The 15180-nt window shown below is 39.7% G+C and carries 16 protein-coding genes; 9 read left to right on the forward strand and 7 right to left on the reverse strand.

The features are described from left to right. Positions 1-37 precede the first annotated feature (37 nt). From C9J45_RS00895 to gspS2, 4 genes are all read left to right on the forward strand, one after another. Positions 38-577: a septation protein A gene (locus C9J45_RS00895; protein ID WP_107259469.1), complete on the forward strand. Its 540-nt coding sequence runs from the start codon at positions 38-40 to the stop codon at positions 575-577. Positions 578-588: 11 nt separating this feature from the next. Then, the gene (gene yciA / locus C9J45_RS00900; RefSeq protein WP_107292037.1) at positions 589-987 is read left to right on the forward strand and encodes an acyl-CoA thioester hydrolase YciA; all 399 of its coding nucleotides are present in this window, start codon (positions 589-591) and stop codon (positions 985-987) included. Between the two features lie 163 nt (positions 988-1150). Then, on the forward strand, positions 1151-1450 hold the full coding sequence (locus C9J45_RS00905; RefSeq protein ID WP_006646989.1) for a YciI family protein: 300 nt from the start codon (positions 1151-1153) through the stop codon (positions 1448-1450). 19 nt (positions 1451-1469) lie between these two features. Continuing rightward, positions 1470-1871: a type II secretion system pilot lipoprotein GspS-beta gene (gene gspS2, locus C9J45_RS00910; RefSeq protein ID WP_107292038.1), complete on the forward strand. Its 402-nt coding sequence runs from the start codon at positions 1470-1472 to the stop codon at positions 1869-1871. A gap of 75 nt (positions 1872-1946) precedes the next feature. Here the strand turns inward: gspS2 and sbmA are convergent, their stop codons facing one another. The 4 genes from sbmA to C9J45_RS00930 all read right to left on the reverse strand — a co-directional run bounded on the left by sbmA (position 1947) and on the right by C9J45_RS00930 (position 5371). Further along, positions 1947-2957: a peptide antibiotic transporter SbmA gene (sbmA, locus tag C9J45_RS00915; protein ID WP_107292039.1), complete on the reverse strand. Its 1011-nt coding sequence runs from the start codon at positions 2955-2957 to the stop codon at positions 1947-1949. A 276-nt stretch (positions 2958-3233) separates the two neighbouring features. Beyond that, positions 3234-4172, reverse strand: coding sequence for a class I SAM-dependent methyltransferase (locus C9J45_RS00920; RefSeq protein ID WP_107292040.1), 939 nt, complete (start codon positions 4170-4172; stop codon positions 3234-3236). Positions 4173-4255: 83 nt separating this feature from the next. Next, entirely contained in the window at positions 4256-4525 is a 270-nt protein-coding gene (locus tag C9J45_RS00925) for a hypothetical protein (RefSeq protein WP_107292041.1), read from the reverse strand. A 150-nt stretch (positions 4526-4675) separates the two neighbouring features. After that, positions 4676-5371 carry a TIGR01621 family pseudouridine synthase gene (locus C9J45_RS00930; protein ID WP_107292042.1) on the reverse strand — a complete coding sequence of 232 codons (696 nt, stop codon included), beginning with the start codon at positions 5369-5371 and terminating at the stop codon, positions 4676-4678. A gap of 288 nt (positions 5372-5659) precedes the next feature. Between C9J45_RS00930 and cls the strand changes: the two genes are divergently transcribed. Beyond that, positions 5660-7111 (forward strand): cardiolipin synthase, encoded by a 1452-nt coding sequence (gene cls / locus C9J45_RS00935; RefSeq protein WP_107292043.1) that lies wholly within the window; start codon positions 5660-5662, stop codon positions 7109-7111. 81 nt (positions 7112-7192) lie between these two features. On the opposite strand, the gene yiaY is transcribed toward cls, so the two are convergent. After that, complete coding sequence (gene yiaY, locus C9J45_RS00940) at positions 7193-8341, reverse strand: L-threonine dehydrogenase (RefSeq protein WP_107292044.1); 1149 nt, start codon at positions 8339-8341, stop codon at positions 7193-7195. A gap of 515 nt (positions 8342-8856) precedes the next feature. Between yiaY and C9J45_RS00945 the strand changes: the two genes are divergently transcribed. After that, on the forward strand, positions 8857-9651 hold the full coding sequence (locus C9J45_RS00945; protein WP_107292045.1) for a M48 family metallopeptidase: 795 nt from the start codon (positions 8857-8859) through the stop codon (positions 9649-9651). A gap of 48 nt (positions 9652-9699) precedes the next feature. Here C9J45_RS00945 and C9J45_RS00950 read toward each other — a convergent pair whose 3' ends face one another. After that, positions 9700-10566 carry a LysR family transcriptional regulator gene (locus tag C9J45_RS00950; protein ID WP_107292046.1) on the reverse strand — a complete coding sequence of 289 codons (867 nt, stop codon included), beginning with the start codon at positions 10564-10566 and terminating at the stop codon, positions 9700-9702. 98 nt (positions 10567-10664) lie between these two features. On the opposite strand from C9J45_RS00950, the gene C9J45_RS00955 reads away from it, so the two are divergent. The 3 genes from C9J45_RS00955 (at position 10665) to C9J45_RS00965 (ending at position 13859) form a co-directional block, all read left to right on the forward strand. Continuing rightward, the gene (locus C9J45_RS00955; RefSeq protein WP_107292047.1) at positions 10665-11276 is read left to right on the forward strand and encodes a LysE family translocator; all 612 of its coding nucleotides are present in this window, start codon (positions 10665-10667) and stop codon (positions 11274-11276) included. Positions 11277-11606: 330 nt separating this feature from the next. Continuing rightward, positions 11607-12833 carry an NRAMP family divalent metal transporter gene (locus C9J45_RS00960; protein WP_199187004.1) on the forward strand — a complete coding sequence of 409 codons (1227 nt, stop codon included), beginning with the start codon at positions 11607-11609 and terminating at the stop codon, positions 12831-12833. A 216-nt stretch (positions 12834-13049) separates the two neighbouring features. After that, the gene (locus C9J45_RS00965; protein WP_158259262.1) at positions 13050-13859 is read left to right on the forward strand and encodes a S9 family peptidase; all 810 of its coding nucleotides are present in this window, start codon (positions 13050-13052) and stop codon (positions 13857-13859) included. Between the two features lie 363 nt (positions 13860-14222). Here the strand turns inward: C9J45_RS00965 and C9J45_RS00970 are convergent, their stop codons facing one another. Continuing rightward, positions 14223-15170: a PfkB family carbohydrate kinase gene (locus C9J45_RS00970; protein ID WP_107205651.1), complete on the reverse strand. Its 948-nt coding sequence runs from the start codon at positions 15168-15170 to the stop codon at positions 14223-14225. Between the last annotated feature and the right edge of the window lie 10 nt (positions 15171-15180).

Consider the following 15180-nt stretch of genomic DNA (forward strand, 5'->3'; position numbering starts at 1 on the left):
GTATACTCTTATTAATTATTAGAAATGAGTTGTTGTAATGAAACAATTATTAGATTTTATCCCCCTTATCATTTTCTTTATTTTATTCAAAACGAGTGGCATTTTTATCGCCACAGGCGCTTTAATTGCAGCAACAGCGGTTCAGGTAGCTTTGACTTGGTTTATCTATAAAAAAGTCGAAAAAATGCAACTGGTTACTTTCGTATTGGTGGCTATTTTTGGTGGCTTAACCATTTTCCTCCATGATGAAAACTTCATAAAGTGGAAAGTCACCATCATCTACGCCATCTTTGCTCTGGCATTACTTATCAGCCAATTTATGGGTAAACCACTGATCAAAAGTATGCTTGGTAAAGAAATTACCTTACCAGAATCAATTTGGTTACGAATTAACCTTGCTTGGAGTGTGTTTTTTGTTGTCTGCGCTATAGTAAACATCTATATTGCATTCAATTTCCCGTTAGATATATGGGTAGACTTTAAGGTATTTGGGCTATTAGCATTAACATTGCTCTTTACCTTCCTCACCGGTGGCTACATTTATCGCCACTTACCGAAAAGTGACAATAACCAGTAAAGTTGTAAATCATGAACACTAAAAATAATATCCCTCGCGGACAGCTTCTGCTTCGCACGCTTGCCATGCCAGCCGACACCAACGCCAACGGTGATATATTTGGTGGTTGGATCATGTCCCAATTGGATTTAGCTGGCGCGATCCTTGCCAAAGAAATTTCTGGCGGGCGTGTTGTGACTGTCTCTGTTGATAAAATAGAGTTTAAAGCCCCTGTTAGTGTTGGTGACGTGGTTTGTTGTTACGGTGAGTGTAAACGCATTGGCAATACATCCATGAGCGTAGGCCTTGAAGTTTGGGTAAAACCGGTTGATGTAGAAGCTGTTGGTGATCGATACCGTGTATGTGAAGCAACATTTAATTATGTTGCAATTAATAGTGAAGGTCGTCCGCGCCCTATTGTAAAAGCGTAATAAGACAAGGCACTATTTCGCTAACAAGTACAACATTAACCGACAAAAAAGCACTAACGCCTAGTTAGTGCTTTTTTTATTGGTTACTATGGGGAAATAGAACAACAAGATAGCCAGCGATACTTTAGCGCTATCACTTCTGATTTTATTAGGGAGAACAATAATGTGGTACGTCATTTTTTCTCAAGACGTAGAAAATAGCTTAGAGCGCCGTATGAGTGTTCGTGAAAAACACCTTGCACGTTTAAAAGATTTACAAGAACAAGGTCGCTTATTAGTTGCAGGGCCTATGCCTGCTATTGATAGTGAGAATCCAGGTGATGCCGGATTTACAGGCTCGACTGTTATTGCAGAATTTGCATCTTTAGAACAAGCACAACAATGGGCTGACGCTGACCCTTATATTGATGCAGGCGTATACGCTAATGTGATTGTGAAGCCATTCAAAAAAGTGCTTCCATAATTTATTTAAGGGCGAGATTGTGAAATTAACTATAAGCAAAGCGCTAATCACCGCATCATTAGGTTTATTACTGCTTAGTGGCTGTGCTTCTCATGAAAAGCAACAAATTGCAGAAGCATTAGCAAAAAGCCGCGCGGCTGCAATTGATAGTAAAGCACCTTATCCCAAAATTGATGCCTATCAAATAACCCAAGCTTACGCGTCAGGAAATACCGTTAAAATTAATGTTCTTTATGGTGGAAAAAGTCGTGTTTCGCCATCCAATGCTGCCAAAACGGCGGCGAGAAACTACTGTAATAACAAAGAAATAAAGCCTTTATTTGATAGCGGCGTAAATTACCTAATTACGATCAAAGATATCAGTGGTCGTACAATGGCGCAGCAAGCGGTATCTAAAGACTCTTGTGATGAACTGAATTAATATTCATTTTCATAGTGATAAAAAGCCCGTACCAATGATCATTTGGCACGGGCTTTTCAGTATTGATAGGTATATTTAAATTTGCTCGTCTATTGTTATTTCTGAAGCCGCAATAGCCTCGTTAATTTGTACTTCAAATGCTTTCAAACGTTTATAAATCGACATCAATTCAACAATAGTCTTCCAAGAATGCACCAAATATTGAAATGATTCTTCTACTTTACTGAAAGCATTAGATATTTGTGTAAAGAGCCCGAAAGTCAGTGCACCGGAAACAATAGCAGGTCCCATCGCAATGAGAGGTATAATCATTGTATATTGAAGATAAGAAAACTTAGCAATATCAAAATACAGATAATGCTTGAACAATGTGAAGTAATTTTTCCTCACGTTTGAATACAGTTCTTTAAGTGTTTCAGGCTGCGCTCGCTCCAGATGATCCTCACCATGTACAAGCTCTTTACGATACGCGGCTTCAACTTTTTGATTATTAAACTCAAGCCCCGGAAGTTTAATTCCTACAACAGCGAGAAGCCCTGTTCCAAAAACAGAAATAATGATGGCTAAATAAACCAAGGAATGCTCAACGGGCCCAATCCAAGGTAGTTCTTTAATATTCTCACTTAATGTCCACAATAGCGGTAAAAAAGCGACAAGCAACATGACTGAACGTAAAAAACTAACCCCTAGTGTTTCAAGGATCGCTGCCAACCTCATTGTGTCTTCTTGTACACGCTGAGATGCCCCTTCTATATGACGGATCTTATCCCAATGAGAGGTGTAATAGTCATTCATTGCTGTTCGCCATCTGAACACGAAATGCTTAGTAAAAAATTCTAAGCAAGCGGCAATAATGATATACAAAGACACTATGTTGAAAAATTCTAAGGTTCCCGCAAGTATTTCTTCAAACTTCACTGAGTTTGGCGTTGTCATTGCCTTTTGCAGTAAATTGTAAAAAGAGCCATACCACTCATTGACTTCAACTGTAATTTGTACACTATACCAAGTACCATAAAGTATTAATGCGCTTCCCAAAATCGACCATAAAAACCAGCGACGATCGAGAAAAAAAGACTTAAACATAATGACTTATCCTTAATCTATGTTTCGTTATGTGGTTACCCTAAACGAACTAACTAAAAATACTGTATTTTTTTTATATATATTATCTCTATAAAGTATTTGTCGGCCGCTATAAAATTGCAACATTAGCTTTAATTATGAACAAGTTAGTAAGGTTGAATATATGGCTATGTGAGTCTTTACCCATTTTTTTAACTAGTAAGGTCGCAATAAGATATAAAAAATCCCTTATATTAAAAACATAAGGGATAAGAAAGTTGTTGCATTTATTTTCTATTAGTTGCGTTGGAAGACCAATGCCTTTAAACCACCTTCTGGCTCAATATCTTTAAACTCCGGTGGATTATCGAGACGTTTTTCAAATACGAGTTCTGGTGCTTCTGCTGCCATACCTTCAATTAAGAAAGCTGAAGTAATGCTCGGATCATTCACGCACGCTAACACTGTACCGTTTTCGGTTAACAATTCAGGTAAGCGACGTAAGATCTTTTGGTAATCTTTCGTGAGCGCAAAGCTCCCTTTCTGAAATGATGGTGGATCAATAATAATAAGATCGTATGGGCCATATTTGCGCACCTTACCCCATGACTTAAATAATTCATGACCTAAGAAACTGACTTTCTTTAAATCATGTTTATTTAAATGGTGATTATCACGACCACGGCTTAGTGCTGCTTTTGCCATATCAAGGTTCACAACATGCTCTGCGCCACCAGCAATGGCAGCAACCGAGAAACCACAGGTGTAAGCGAATAAATTCAATACACGTTTACCTGCAGCTTGCTCGCGAACCCAATCACGGCCCAATCGCATATCAAGGAACAAGCCGTTATTTTGCTTACGTCCAAGATCCAACTTGTACACTAAGCCACTTTCAATCACATCTTGATATTCAGACGTTTCACCCCAAATCACCTCCATCGGCGATCCTTCGCGATCACGATGTTGAAGCAATAGCGATGTCGCACCACTGTTTTTCCATTCTGCTGTTTTAGTCAGTTTATTCAGCAAAGTGGTAAGTTCAGCTAAGAAATCAGGAGAAGGCTCTTTAAACAAGGAAACAAGTACTTGACCTTGTAGCCAATCAACCGTTATTTGCTCTAACCCTTGCCAGCAACGTCCACGGCCATGAAAGAGTCGGCGAACTTCATTTGGCGGTGAAGACAAGGCTGTGAGTAGATGAGCTTCTAAAGTGGGTAATGCACTTATTTCCATAATTTCAAACTATATAGTGAATTAAGGGCGCTATTTTAACCACTGACCACAAGAATACCAGTTTCCACGTCTTATATTATTACTCAAGCCGCTAATAATAGAGCCGTTGGCGATGCTGAAGCTGTAATTTCTCTAGGCAAACAAAGGGGGATAAAAGCCGGATAATTAAGGTAAATTAATTGCGACGATAATGGAAAAATACCAATGTCAGTCTGTTTCAATTCAGGCAGGTAAGGGGAATAAAACGTAGCGTACTTTAATTGAAAGAACTGCTGTGCCCGATAACGACAATGACGAAGTTGACGTTGATTATGACGTTGCTTTCTATGAGCTCTTGAACGGGCAATACGCATGTTTTTTCTCTTGCTAGGTGATCCTAGACAGCCATTATACGTTAAGCTTATTGATAGTTATAGCACCAAGAATATGTGCTGATGCTCGTTGCTGAGAATTTATACAGTTCTAAATAAACTGCAGAAAAACACAGCAACGATTTCAAAGCGTTATACACTCGCCTTTTTATAAGCCAGTGTCGGCCACTCTAGTTGCCATGGCTGATTCCAATCATTTAACGCCTGTTGTGTCTCAGCAACTTGCCATAATTTACCGTCTGTTGGTGGACAAATAAAACGCTGTGTTTCGCCTTTATAAGGAAAAGACAGTGCATAAGCATGTAAGTAACCACGATCTGACGCTTCAGTACCATAAATATCATCGCCAGTGATACCAGAACCAACACTACGCAATGCAACACGGATCTGATGCGTTTTCCCTGTATGCGGCTTACAGAGAAATAAACGTCGTCCTTCACCTGCAGCTGTTGAGAAAAACTGAGTAATGGCTGGATTTTCCTTTGTACTTTCTAATTTCCAGCTACTACGACGGGAACGAGTCATATCACCAATCACCACGCCTTGTTTTTTCTTTGGCTTTTTGGTGCCTATTGCTACATAAAACTTTTCGACCACCCGCTCAGAAAAATTTGAAGACAGGATCGATGCCGCTGCTTTATTGCGTCCAAGCAAAAGTAAACCTGATGTCATTTTGTCGAGACGGTGGATTAAATAGAGCTTTTCGTCGCCAGTTTGTTCAGCAACAGCAGCGAGTAACGGCTGATCATTGTCATCTTTATGAACACTGATACCTGGATGCTTATTAATAACTAAAAAATCAGGGTGTTGGTAAACAAGAGTAAACATAAGGCAGCCTTACAACAAAAGAGCGAGCGAGTATACCAGCACAATATCAAAGGAAAAGTCGGGGGATGCAATTAACACCAGAGAAAAATGGTATATCGCTATCTACTAAATACTTCTTCTCAATACATTTCAGTAAGTAATATTAGATGTAATTTATGCATTTAATTAAACAGTTAAAACTGATTCTTCACCCCATTTTTGTTAATAAACACCCTAAATATTAGGTTTTTTTTACTTTTCAATGCACTATATATCTATAACGTATTATTGAATCAATGAAGTCATTTGATGGAACAATTTTATCAAGTCTTAACGTGGATTGGCGTTTTCGCCTATTGGTTACTCATCGCATCGGTTACTGTTCGCGTCGTTTTTAAACGTCGTGTTGTAGGAGTATCGCTAGCGTGGATGATGATCATTTACATCGTACCTATCGGTGGGGTAATTGCATATCTATTATTTGGTGAATTAAATCTTGGTAACAAGCGAGCTGAGCGTGCGCGTGAAATGTTTTTGCCTTTTGCTAATTGGTTTAAACAACTCAATGATTGTCCGGGGCATCAACCTCAACAAATGAGCTTTGTTGCTAAGCCGATCAGTGATTTATGTGAAAATCGATTAGGTATACCCGGGCTTATTGGTAATGATCTTGCCTTACAATCATCACCACAAGAAATTTTACGTTCGCTGGTTAACGATATAAACCATGCACAACATTCAATCCACCTTGAATTTTATATCTGGAACCCTGGTGGACTTGCTGATGAAGTTGGGGTTGCTTTAATTCAAGCGGCTAAACGTGGTGTTAGAGTTCGTTTGTTGCTTGATTCTGCGGGCAGTATGCGCTTCTTCCGATCGCATTGGCCTAAGTTAATGCGCGGTGCTGGGATAGAATTAGTTGAAGCCTTAGCGGTATCACCGTTTAGGATGTTCTTCCGTCGTCTGGATTTACGTCTACACCGTAAAATTGTCGTAGTCGATGATCATATTGCTTACACAGGCTCTATGAATTTAGTCGATCCTGCATTCTTTAAAGTTGATGCGGGCGTGGGTCAATGGGTCGATGTCATGGTGCGAATTTCAGGCCCTACCGTCTCAGTGCTAAATTGTATTCAAGCATGGGATTGGGAGGTAGAAACAGGTAAACGCTTTTTACCTCCACTGCCTTCCTGTACCTTGGATACGGCGCATAAAGACACGGTACAAGTCATACCATCAGGGCCAGGTATGCCAGATGATATTATTCATCAAGCGTTGTTACTCAGTATTTACCAAGCACAAAGATCTGTCGTTATCACAACCCCTTATTTCGTGCCGAGTGAACATTTACTGCATGCAATGAAAGGCGCGGCTGATCGTGGTATTGAAGTACACATTGTTATTCCGCGCAGAAATGATTCAATAATGGTGGAATGGGCAAGCCGCTCATTCTTTAGTGATTTACTGGAATCAGGCGTACATATCCATCGTTTCCACGGCGGGTTGTTACACACAAAATCTGTGGTTATTGATGATAGCCATTGCCTAATTGGCACTGTAAATCTTGATATGCGAAGCTTATGGCTTAATTTTGAAGTGACGATGGCGGTCGATAATATCGTTTTCACCCAAGAGCTCAGCCAATTACAACAACGTTATATTGCTGATTCTGACGAAATCGATCGTGAACAATGGAGCAAACGTTCAATGAAGAACAAATTTATTGAGCGCTTTTTCTATATGTTTAGCCCACTGCTTTAACGCAATTAAGCTTAAATAAAAGTTAACCATTAAAAAAGGCAATCACTCGATTGCCTTTTTACTATCTCATTCCTTTAGCAATTACATTGCAGCCATAAAGATCTGTGAAATTTCATCATGGGTCGCTTGTTTAGGGTTAGTGAAACCACAAGCATCTTTCAATGCATTATCAGCCAATAATGCGATATCTTCTTCTTTCACACCCAGTTCTTTTAAACCCAGTGGAATGCCAACATCTTTAGATAGCGCGACAATTGCTTCAAGTGCCGCATTAGCCCCCTGCTCTGCAGTCATACCTTCGACATCAACGCCCATCGCTTTAGCAACATCACGTAAACGCTCAGCTGATACTTGTGCGTTATAACGCTGAACATGTGGCAGTAAAACCGCATTACATACACCATGAGGAAGATTGTAGTAACCGCCTAACTGGTGCGCCATCGCATGTACATAACCGAGTGACGCGTTGTTAAATGCCATACCAGCCATGAACTGTGCATACGCCATTTGCTCACGAGCATTAAGGTTTTGACCTTCTTTCACAGCGATACGTAGGTTTTGTTGAATTAACTCAATCGCTTTAATCGCCACTGCATCAGTAATGGGGGTTGCGGCTATGGAAACATACGCTTCAATAGCGTGAGTTAATGCATCCATCCCTGTTGCAGCGGTTAATGATGCAGGTTTTGCCAACATTAACTGAGGATCATTGACAGATATTAATGGGGTCGTATTTTTATCGACAATCGCCATCTTAATATGACGTTCTTCATCAGTGATGATACAGAAACGGGTCATCTCCGATGCAGTACCCGCTGTAGTGTTAATTGCAACCACAGGTAGCTGCGCTTTTGCAGAACGGTCAACCCCTTCATAGTCACCAATGTGACCACCGTTAGCAGCCAATAAAGCAATACCTTTCGCACAATCGTGTGGAGAACCACCACCCAATGAAATCACAAAATCACATTGGTTTTCTTTTAGTAACGCTAAACCTTCATCAACGTTTTTAATGGTTGGGTTTGGTTGAGTGCCATCGTATACCACAGAGTCAATATCACGCTCAGTGAGCAATACAGCCACTTGAGTAACCACACCAATTTGGTTCAATACTTTATCGGTAACAATGAGTGCTTTTTTAAAGCCGTGAGATTTAATCGCATCAGCCGCTTGAGTTAAACAGCCTGCGCCCATAAAGTTAACAGTAGGAATATAGAATGCACTGCTCATAATATTTACCTTAATTTAAATAATATTAATTACCAAAACACTCTGTTAAAAAATGCTTTCGTAAATAACACAAGAATAATCAAATATCTTTTTACTATTGTTTTACCTACTTAATGATTTATTTATTTGATCTAAAACAAACAAGATCACATCATAATAAAGATAAATTTTTAAATTGATAAAGATCTCATTATTTGATTTTTATTATCTATTAGATGAAATTTATATTTTCAATATAGAAACAAGATAAAAAATAAATGGCAAGACTTTATAATTAATGTGACATATCCCGATGAAAAGTCGAATTAATCATGACACAGCCTTAAAAGCATTAATTTAGTAACAAAAAGAACAATTAAGCCACCTAATTACAACATGAAATACCAAAAAGAAATAACATTATTTTTTCATTATGTGCATCGCACTTTTATACTCTTACATTTGCCTGTCATTACTCTTAATTGCACTATTTTTCCTATTGATGATTTTAATTAACTGACAAAAGGAATTATTTAATGAACGTTTCTTCGTTACGTCATCCTAAAGAACATCTTTATAAAATGTTATGCATTATTATTGGTGGATTAATTTGGGTTGGATTATTACTAGGCACATTTTTTAGTATTCTTATTTTTCTTATTCCAGTCGCATTCTTTATTTGGCTATCAAGTAAATTCTTTCAAGCTAGTATTTTTGGTAATGCCGTTCACGTTAATAAAAATCAATATGCAAATTTAAATAATATGGCTGACGAAATAGCCACTGCGCTAGATATGAAAGAAAAGCCTGAAATGTTTATTGTAAATTCTCATGGTTTAACCAATGCGTTAGCGGTGAAATTTCTATCTCGTAAATACACACTACTGTTTAGCGATTTAGTTGATTTATTATGGGAAGAGAAAAAACAAGATCAACTGCGTTTTGTCATTGCTCATGAACTTGCTCACCATGCTGCAGGTCATGTAAATTTCTGGATTAACTTATTAATGAAACCAGCAATGTTTATCCCTTTCTTAGGTTCAGCTTATAGTCGTGCGTGTGAATTGACCTGTGATCGCATTGCTGCTGAAATTATTAATAATAAATCCGCCAGCATTAATGCACTCATCACGCTGGCATCTGGAAGCCGCGAACTGGTGACTGCGACCAATAACGACAGTTTTGTACAACAAGAGCTGAGTGTGCCTGCCGTGTTTGGCTTTTTACAAGAAATTACATCAAGCCATCCACGTATGACAAAACGTGTTATCGCGATTAATAACTATCAGCTTGGTGATCAGAAATCGACTCTGATCGCTCGTGAAGCCTAAAAAAACCATTGCCATAGCCGCTTTAAATTAGCGGCTTTATTCATTTTATCACTTCGGTATAGCCTGCGATAAATTATCCACTAACCAATCAGCAAACTGTTTTTCTTCACCGACTAAATGTGCTTTATCACTCATCAGAATATAATCACACCCCGACGGCACAAAACCAAATGGCGCGACCAACACACCTCGTTTGATGTCATCCATAACAAAAGGATATGACCCCATTGCAGCCCCTAGTCCATCAATAGCCGCTTGAATACAAAAATAAAAATGACCAAATGTCTGCTGCGAGTGGTGAGTAAAATCAGTTGCTGTACCGCTCATTTGCTGCCAGTTTTTCCATGCGCTAGATCGAGTTGCGCTATGAATCGTCGTGATACTGCCTAGATCGTGCTTCACTTTTTCCCAATAATCGGGCGAGAAAACGGGCCCCACCCATTCTTCAACTAATGACGTTTTGTAGTAATCACGATGACACTCAAAATCATCACGACGTATCGCAAGCGATAAGCCATTTATCCCTAATTGCACAGCACCACCAGCTGTCGATAAACGCACATCAATACCTGACGATTCATAAAAGCCACTTAATCGAGGCATTAACCAACGCATGGTTAATGTTGGCTCACATGATACCTCTAACGTATGAAGCCTTGACTGTCGCAACGCATTGACAGTGTTTTCCAATACGTTAAATACTTGACGGGTAGACACTTTTAACTTTTCACCTTCCTGCGTTAAAAAGACGTTACGCCCTTTTTTATAAAAAAGCGCAACGCCTAAATACGTTTCTAGCGTCTTGATCTGTTTGCTCACTGCACCATGCGTAATGTTCAATTGCTGTGCCGCTTCACTAAAACTTGAACACGACGCTGCCACATCGAATACATGAAAAGCTTTAAGATGTCTCATCTGTGAATTTTTCTCACATGTTATTTCACTTCTTTTCGATTAAAACATAGCCATCGCACGCATACAATATCGCCATAAAAAACTTGCTGGAGAGACAAATGGAACTGATCAGCTTAGCGATCTTGGGATTATTGATTGTAATAAGTCCCGGTGCTGATTTCGTATTAGTGTTAAAAAACAGCCTCAATCACGGACGTTCCGCGGGGATCTGGACTGCAATCGGTATTAGCCTTGCGATCACCATACACATTTCTTACTCATTATTGGGGATCAGTTACCTTATCTCACAAAATGAAATGCTATTTAATGCCATTCGCTATGCAGGTGCTGCCTATCTAATTTATTTAGGGATAAATGGGATCTTTTTTTCTGACAACAAAACCGATCTACAAGGTGCAACTAAGCCGAGTAAAAGTAGCCAACACTTTCTAGCACAAGGCTTTCTTTGTAACGCGTTAAATCCTAAAACCATGCTGTTTTTCTTAAGCGTGTTTAGCCAAGTAGTATCGACAGACGCAAGCGATAACCACATTGCCTTGTTATATGGTGGTTACATGATTGCGATGCACTGTTTATGGTTTAGCCTTGTTGCGATCCTATTTACATCAAAAGCACTGCAAACACGTTTATTGAATATGAAGAAGCGACTAAACCAACTCTGTGGCGTAGGACTGGTTACCTTCGGTACTGTACTGGCATTAAAATCTTAACGCTTCAAACTCAACGTCGCTGATCATCATTCAGCGACTTTCTCTTTATCGCTTCCAATATTTCGACAAAATCTAACTGACTTAGTGAAAAGTTCTCACTAAACATTCCTTACGAAAATAAATATCGCACAAATAAGTAAAATCTAATTTTTATTCTAATTTTTCGTTGACAGCTTTACCTCATGTCACTAATATCCGCGTCGAAGCAAACGATTACATTTCGTAACTATCTGTTTTTACGTTTTTTTTCTTTTCTTTGAGTCAGCTGATCTCGGTCAGTTGTCTTTCTTTTTTCTATATAAAGAGAGAGACAACATTTTAGAGATCAACATGACAACGATGACTTCTGCAGCACCTACCAGTACTCAAGACACTTCTTGGCAAAACAAAGCAATTTTAAGTGTAGCTTTCCTAATGGCTACGACCTCTGTTGGTCCGGGCTTTTTAACCCAAACTGCTGTTTTTACAAACATCTATAAAATCGACATGGCATTTCCTGTTTTTGCATCCATGTTTATCACCTTCGGTATTGTGATGAACTTGTGGCGCATTGTGGGTGTATCTGGCTTACGTATCCAAGACATTGCGAATCGTGTTACCCCGGGGATGGGCTATGTTGTTGGTATTCTACTTGCGCTTGGTGCAGTGGCGTTTAACTTCGGTAACGTCAGTGGTGCAGCATTAGGTATCAATGTTCTGACAGGTGTCGATACGACATGGGGCGCATTGTTCACAGGTGTTGTCGGTTGTTTACTGTTTGTCGTTCATAATGCCTCAAAACGCATGGATCAAATGGCGCGCTACCTTGGCTTGTTTATGATTGTGCTGATTGCTTATGTGGCAATGACTAGCCTTCCACCTATGGGTGAAACACTAAAAGCGGCAGTGATACCAACAGATATGAGTAACCTATTACTGCCAACGTTAACCATTGTTGGTGGTGCTGTCGGTGGTTACTACACAGGGGCGCAGCGCTTAGTTGATGTTGGCTTGCAAGGTAAAGAAAACGTAAGCGTAATTGAAAAAGCAGCATGGGCTGGCATTTCCATCGCTGTTGTTATTCGTATTCTGCTGTTCTTAGCAGTATTTGGCGTGATTGCAACAGGTGCGGTATTAGAGACCTCAAACCCAGCCGCCGATGCGTTCCGTCAAGGTGCAGGTGACATAGGTTATTTTATCTTTGGTTTGGTGTTATTTGTTGCTTCAATTACCTCGGTGGTTGGTAACTCTTACATGGCAATCTCGCTAATTAAAACCCTATTCCCTGTGGTTGCGCGCAATGAAAAAGCATGGTGTGTGGGTTTTATTATCATCACCAGCCTTGGCACCGTGACCATGAACATGCCTATTCTACTACTGATGTTAGCCGGTCTTATTAACAGTATTATTCTGCCAGTGGTATTAGCCATGGTACTTGCAGCGACTCGCCGCAAAGACATTGTCGGTGATTACAAGCACCCAATGTATCTAACCGTTACAGGTGTGTTGATTGTGGTGGTAATGGCTGCGGCTAGCCTTTCAAATATCAGCAACTTTATGACGAAGTTTATGGGATAAGCCCAATACTGGGTTCAACCCAATAAAGGTCTAGTGATGGCGCTAGACCTTTCTGCTTTTTATGACTCATGATTTGTAATAGACATCTGATTTTTAACTTTATTGTCAGATAGATAAACTAAATCAATTTAGAATAACCAATATACCATTCATTTTTAATCTTTAATCATGTTTAAAAAATATATCATCCCTTCGTTACTATTAAGTTTTTCTAATATGGCCCTTGCCGACGCTCAGCAAATCTCTCTACATAATGGCAGCTATGATATTCCAGCTATCTTCTCGGTACCTGATAAGAAAATAGATGAACAGATACCTGCAGTGATCATGCTCCATGGAACAGGGACACAAAAAGATGAAGTGGGTAATTTATATAAATCTCTCAGTGAAAAATTAGAAGCATTAGGTATTGCATCTATTCGTCTCGATTTTGCAGGCAGTGGTGACAGTAAAACATCTGACTTAGCATACTCTTTATCTTCTGCTGTTCTCGATGGACAGACTGCTTTTAACTACCTTCAAGCTAACCCCAAAATAGATAAGCATCGTATTGGGGTTATCGGCTTTAGCCAAGGCGCATTAATTTCACAATTATTGGTCATCGAAGAGCCCAACATTAAATCACTTGCTGTCTGGTCTCCTGCTGTTGGTAATGGCATTGCACCAATGAAAGCCTTTTTTGAACAATACTATGACGAGGCAAAACAGAACGGCTACGCATTAATTAAATATGATTGGCGTTCACCATTTAAAGTAAACCTAACATGGTTTGAACAATTAAAAGCCCAGCAATCACTCACATTGATGAAGCAATTTACAGGTTCCCTATTAGCGATTTCAGGTACTAACGATACCGTTTTACCGTGGGAAAATGCGAATACACTGATCACCGCATCAGGCAGTAAAGACGCTACAGCTGTCGTCATAAAAGATGGTGATCATATCTTTAATGTCTTTGATCCACAGGCACATCAAAGTAAAGAGCTACTAGAAATAACAGCTAATTGGCTAAATTCGCGTTTATAAGTCATCATTTACGCTAAACGCAAAAAAGCCGCTGAGGATTAACTCAGCGGCTTTGTTTTAAAAGGTAGAGCGGCTCTGAGTATTAGAGGATTTGAACCCAGATATATGGTAAACGTATGCTGGTTTTCAAGACCGGTGCTTTCAACCACTCAGCCATCTCTCCTAAATTGTTATCTCTTAAAAAATAAGAAAGAGTGACAGCAGGCTTAAACTCACAAATTATTAATGAATAATGAAAATGGTTGGGCGATGAGGTAAAACAGCGAAAAGATTACGCCGTCATATCGTCAAAAAATAGAAATAAAAAATGCCCCTGCAGAGCGCTTGGGGCATGAAGAACGTTAAAAGCTCAAAAATAAATGACTAAGACTTATTAAGTAAAAAGCTTTCTAGCTCCAATATCGTCGGAGCACCATTAGCGCCCTCTGTCGAAACAACTATTGCCGCTACCGCATTACCAAGTCGTGCCGCATCTGCAAGTGACCAGCCTGAAGATAGCCCGGCTAGTACACCACCACAGTGGCTATCACCTGCTGCGATCGTATCAACGACCTCAACGTTGTGTGCTGGTATATTGATAGCCTCACTCATTGGTTCGATCACCCATGCGCCATGTTTATCTAAGCGATAAATTAAGCTTACTCCAGAGGCATCCGAAAACTTTTTCGCATCGTCGATCGAAGCCTCGTTATTGCGAACCAGCATCTTAAACTCATCTCTGTTGATAGTAAGAATCGGTTTTTTTGCCAATAATTGAGTAATAAATACAGAATCGATCTCAGCAAATCTTGGTCCAAAATCGACAAAGATGCGCACGGAAGGGTCTAAGCTCAGCAACCATTTTTTCAAAGGTTCACTCTCTTTATCAACCAACTCGTAACCAGATACATACACCAGAGATCCATTACTGATATCCAATTGGTTAAGCTGATCTTCACACCAATACTGTTCGCATCCTTCAACCGTAATAAAGGTACGCTCTTTATCCGGTTCTACCATCGCTAAACACCAACCATTATCGACCCGGTGATTATGCAGAAGGGGCACAAGACCTTCCTGTTGCATGGCCCTTTTTGTCATCTCACCCCAGGGTCCATTTCCCACGGGAATGCCATTGATAATGTCAATGCCCAAGCGAGCAAGGCTGCGTGCTACATTAAAAGCACAACCACCGATCTGTTTAGATTGCTCACGAGCCACTTCATCGCCACCACTGGTTGGCAGTTTTTTGATCGTTAAAATGATATCGCCAAATGCAGCGCCAATAATCGCTACAGGTAAAACTTGGTTCAACGTTTTTAGGTTAACCATGGCATTCTCG

The organism is Photobacterium sp. GB-1, from assembly GCF_003026165.1.
Lineage (GTDB): Bacteria > Pseudomonadota > Gammaproteobacteria > Enterobacterales > Vibrionaceae > Photobacterium.

Bases quoted from the DNA above. Each gene is read 5' to 3' on its own strand.
- C9J45_RS00895 (WP_107259469.1), top strand. From the start codon at position 38: ATGAAACAATTATTAGATTTTATCCCCCTTATCATTTTCTTTATTTTA.
- yciA (WP_107292037.1), top strand. From the start codon at position 589: ATGAACACTAAAAATAATATCCCTCGCGGACAGCTTCTGCTTCGCACG.
- C9J45_RS00905 (WP_006646989.1), top strand. From the start codon at position 1,151: ATGTGGTACGTCATTTTTTCTCAAGACGTAGAAAATAGCTTAGAGCGC.
- sbmA (WP_107292039.1), bottom strand. From the start codon at position 2,957: ATGTTTAAGTCTTTTTTTCTCGATCGTCGCTGGTTTTTATGGTCGATT.
- C9J45_RS00920 (WP_107292040.1), bottom strand. From the start codon at position 4,172: ATGGAAATAAGTGCATTACCCACTTTAGAAGCTCATCTACTCACAGCC.
- C9J45_RS00925 (WP_107292041.1), bottom strand. From the start codon at position 4,525: ATGCGTATTGCCCGTTCAAGAGCTCATAGAAAGCAACGTCATAATCAA.
- C9J45_RS00930 (WP_107292042.1), bottom strand. From the start codon at position 5,371: ATGTTTACTCTTGTTTACCAACACCCTGATTTTTTAGTTATTAATAAG.
- cls (WP_107292043.1), top strand. From the start codon at position 5,660: ATGGAACAATTTTATCAAGTCTTAACGTGGATTGGCGTTTTCGCCTAT.
- yiaY (WP_107292044.1), bottom strand. From the start codon at position 8,341: ATGAGCAGTGCATTCTATATTCCTACTGTTAACTTTATGGGCGCAGGC.
- C9J45_RS00945 (WP_107292045.1), top strand. From the start codon at position 8,857: ATGAACGTTTCTTCGTTACGTCATCCTAAAGAACATCTTTATAAAATG.
- C9J45_RS00950 (WP_107292046.1), bottom strand. From the start codon at position 10,566: ATGAGACATCTTAAAGCTTTTCATGTATTCGATGTGGCAGCGTCGTGT.
- C9J45_RS00955 (WP_107292047.1), top strand. From the start codon at position 10,665: ATGGAACTGATCAGCTTAGCGATCTTGGGATTATTGATTGTAATAAGT.
- C9J45_RS00960 (WP_199187004.1), top strand. From the start codon at position 11,607: ATGACAACGATGACTTCTGCAGCACCTACCAGTACTCAAGACACTTCT.
- C9J45_RS00965 (WP_158259262.1), top strand. From the start codon at position 13,050: ATGGCCCTTGCCGACGCTCAGCAAATCTCTCTACATAATGGCAGCTAT.
- C9J45_RS00970 (WP_107205651.1), bottom strand. From the start codon at position 15,170: ATGGTTAACCTAAAAACGTTGAACCAAGTTTTACCTGTAGCGATTATT.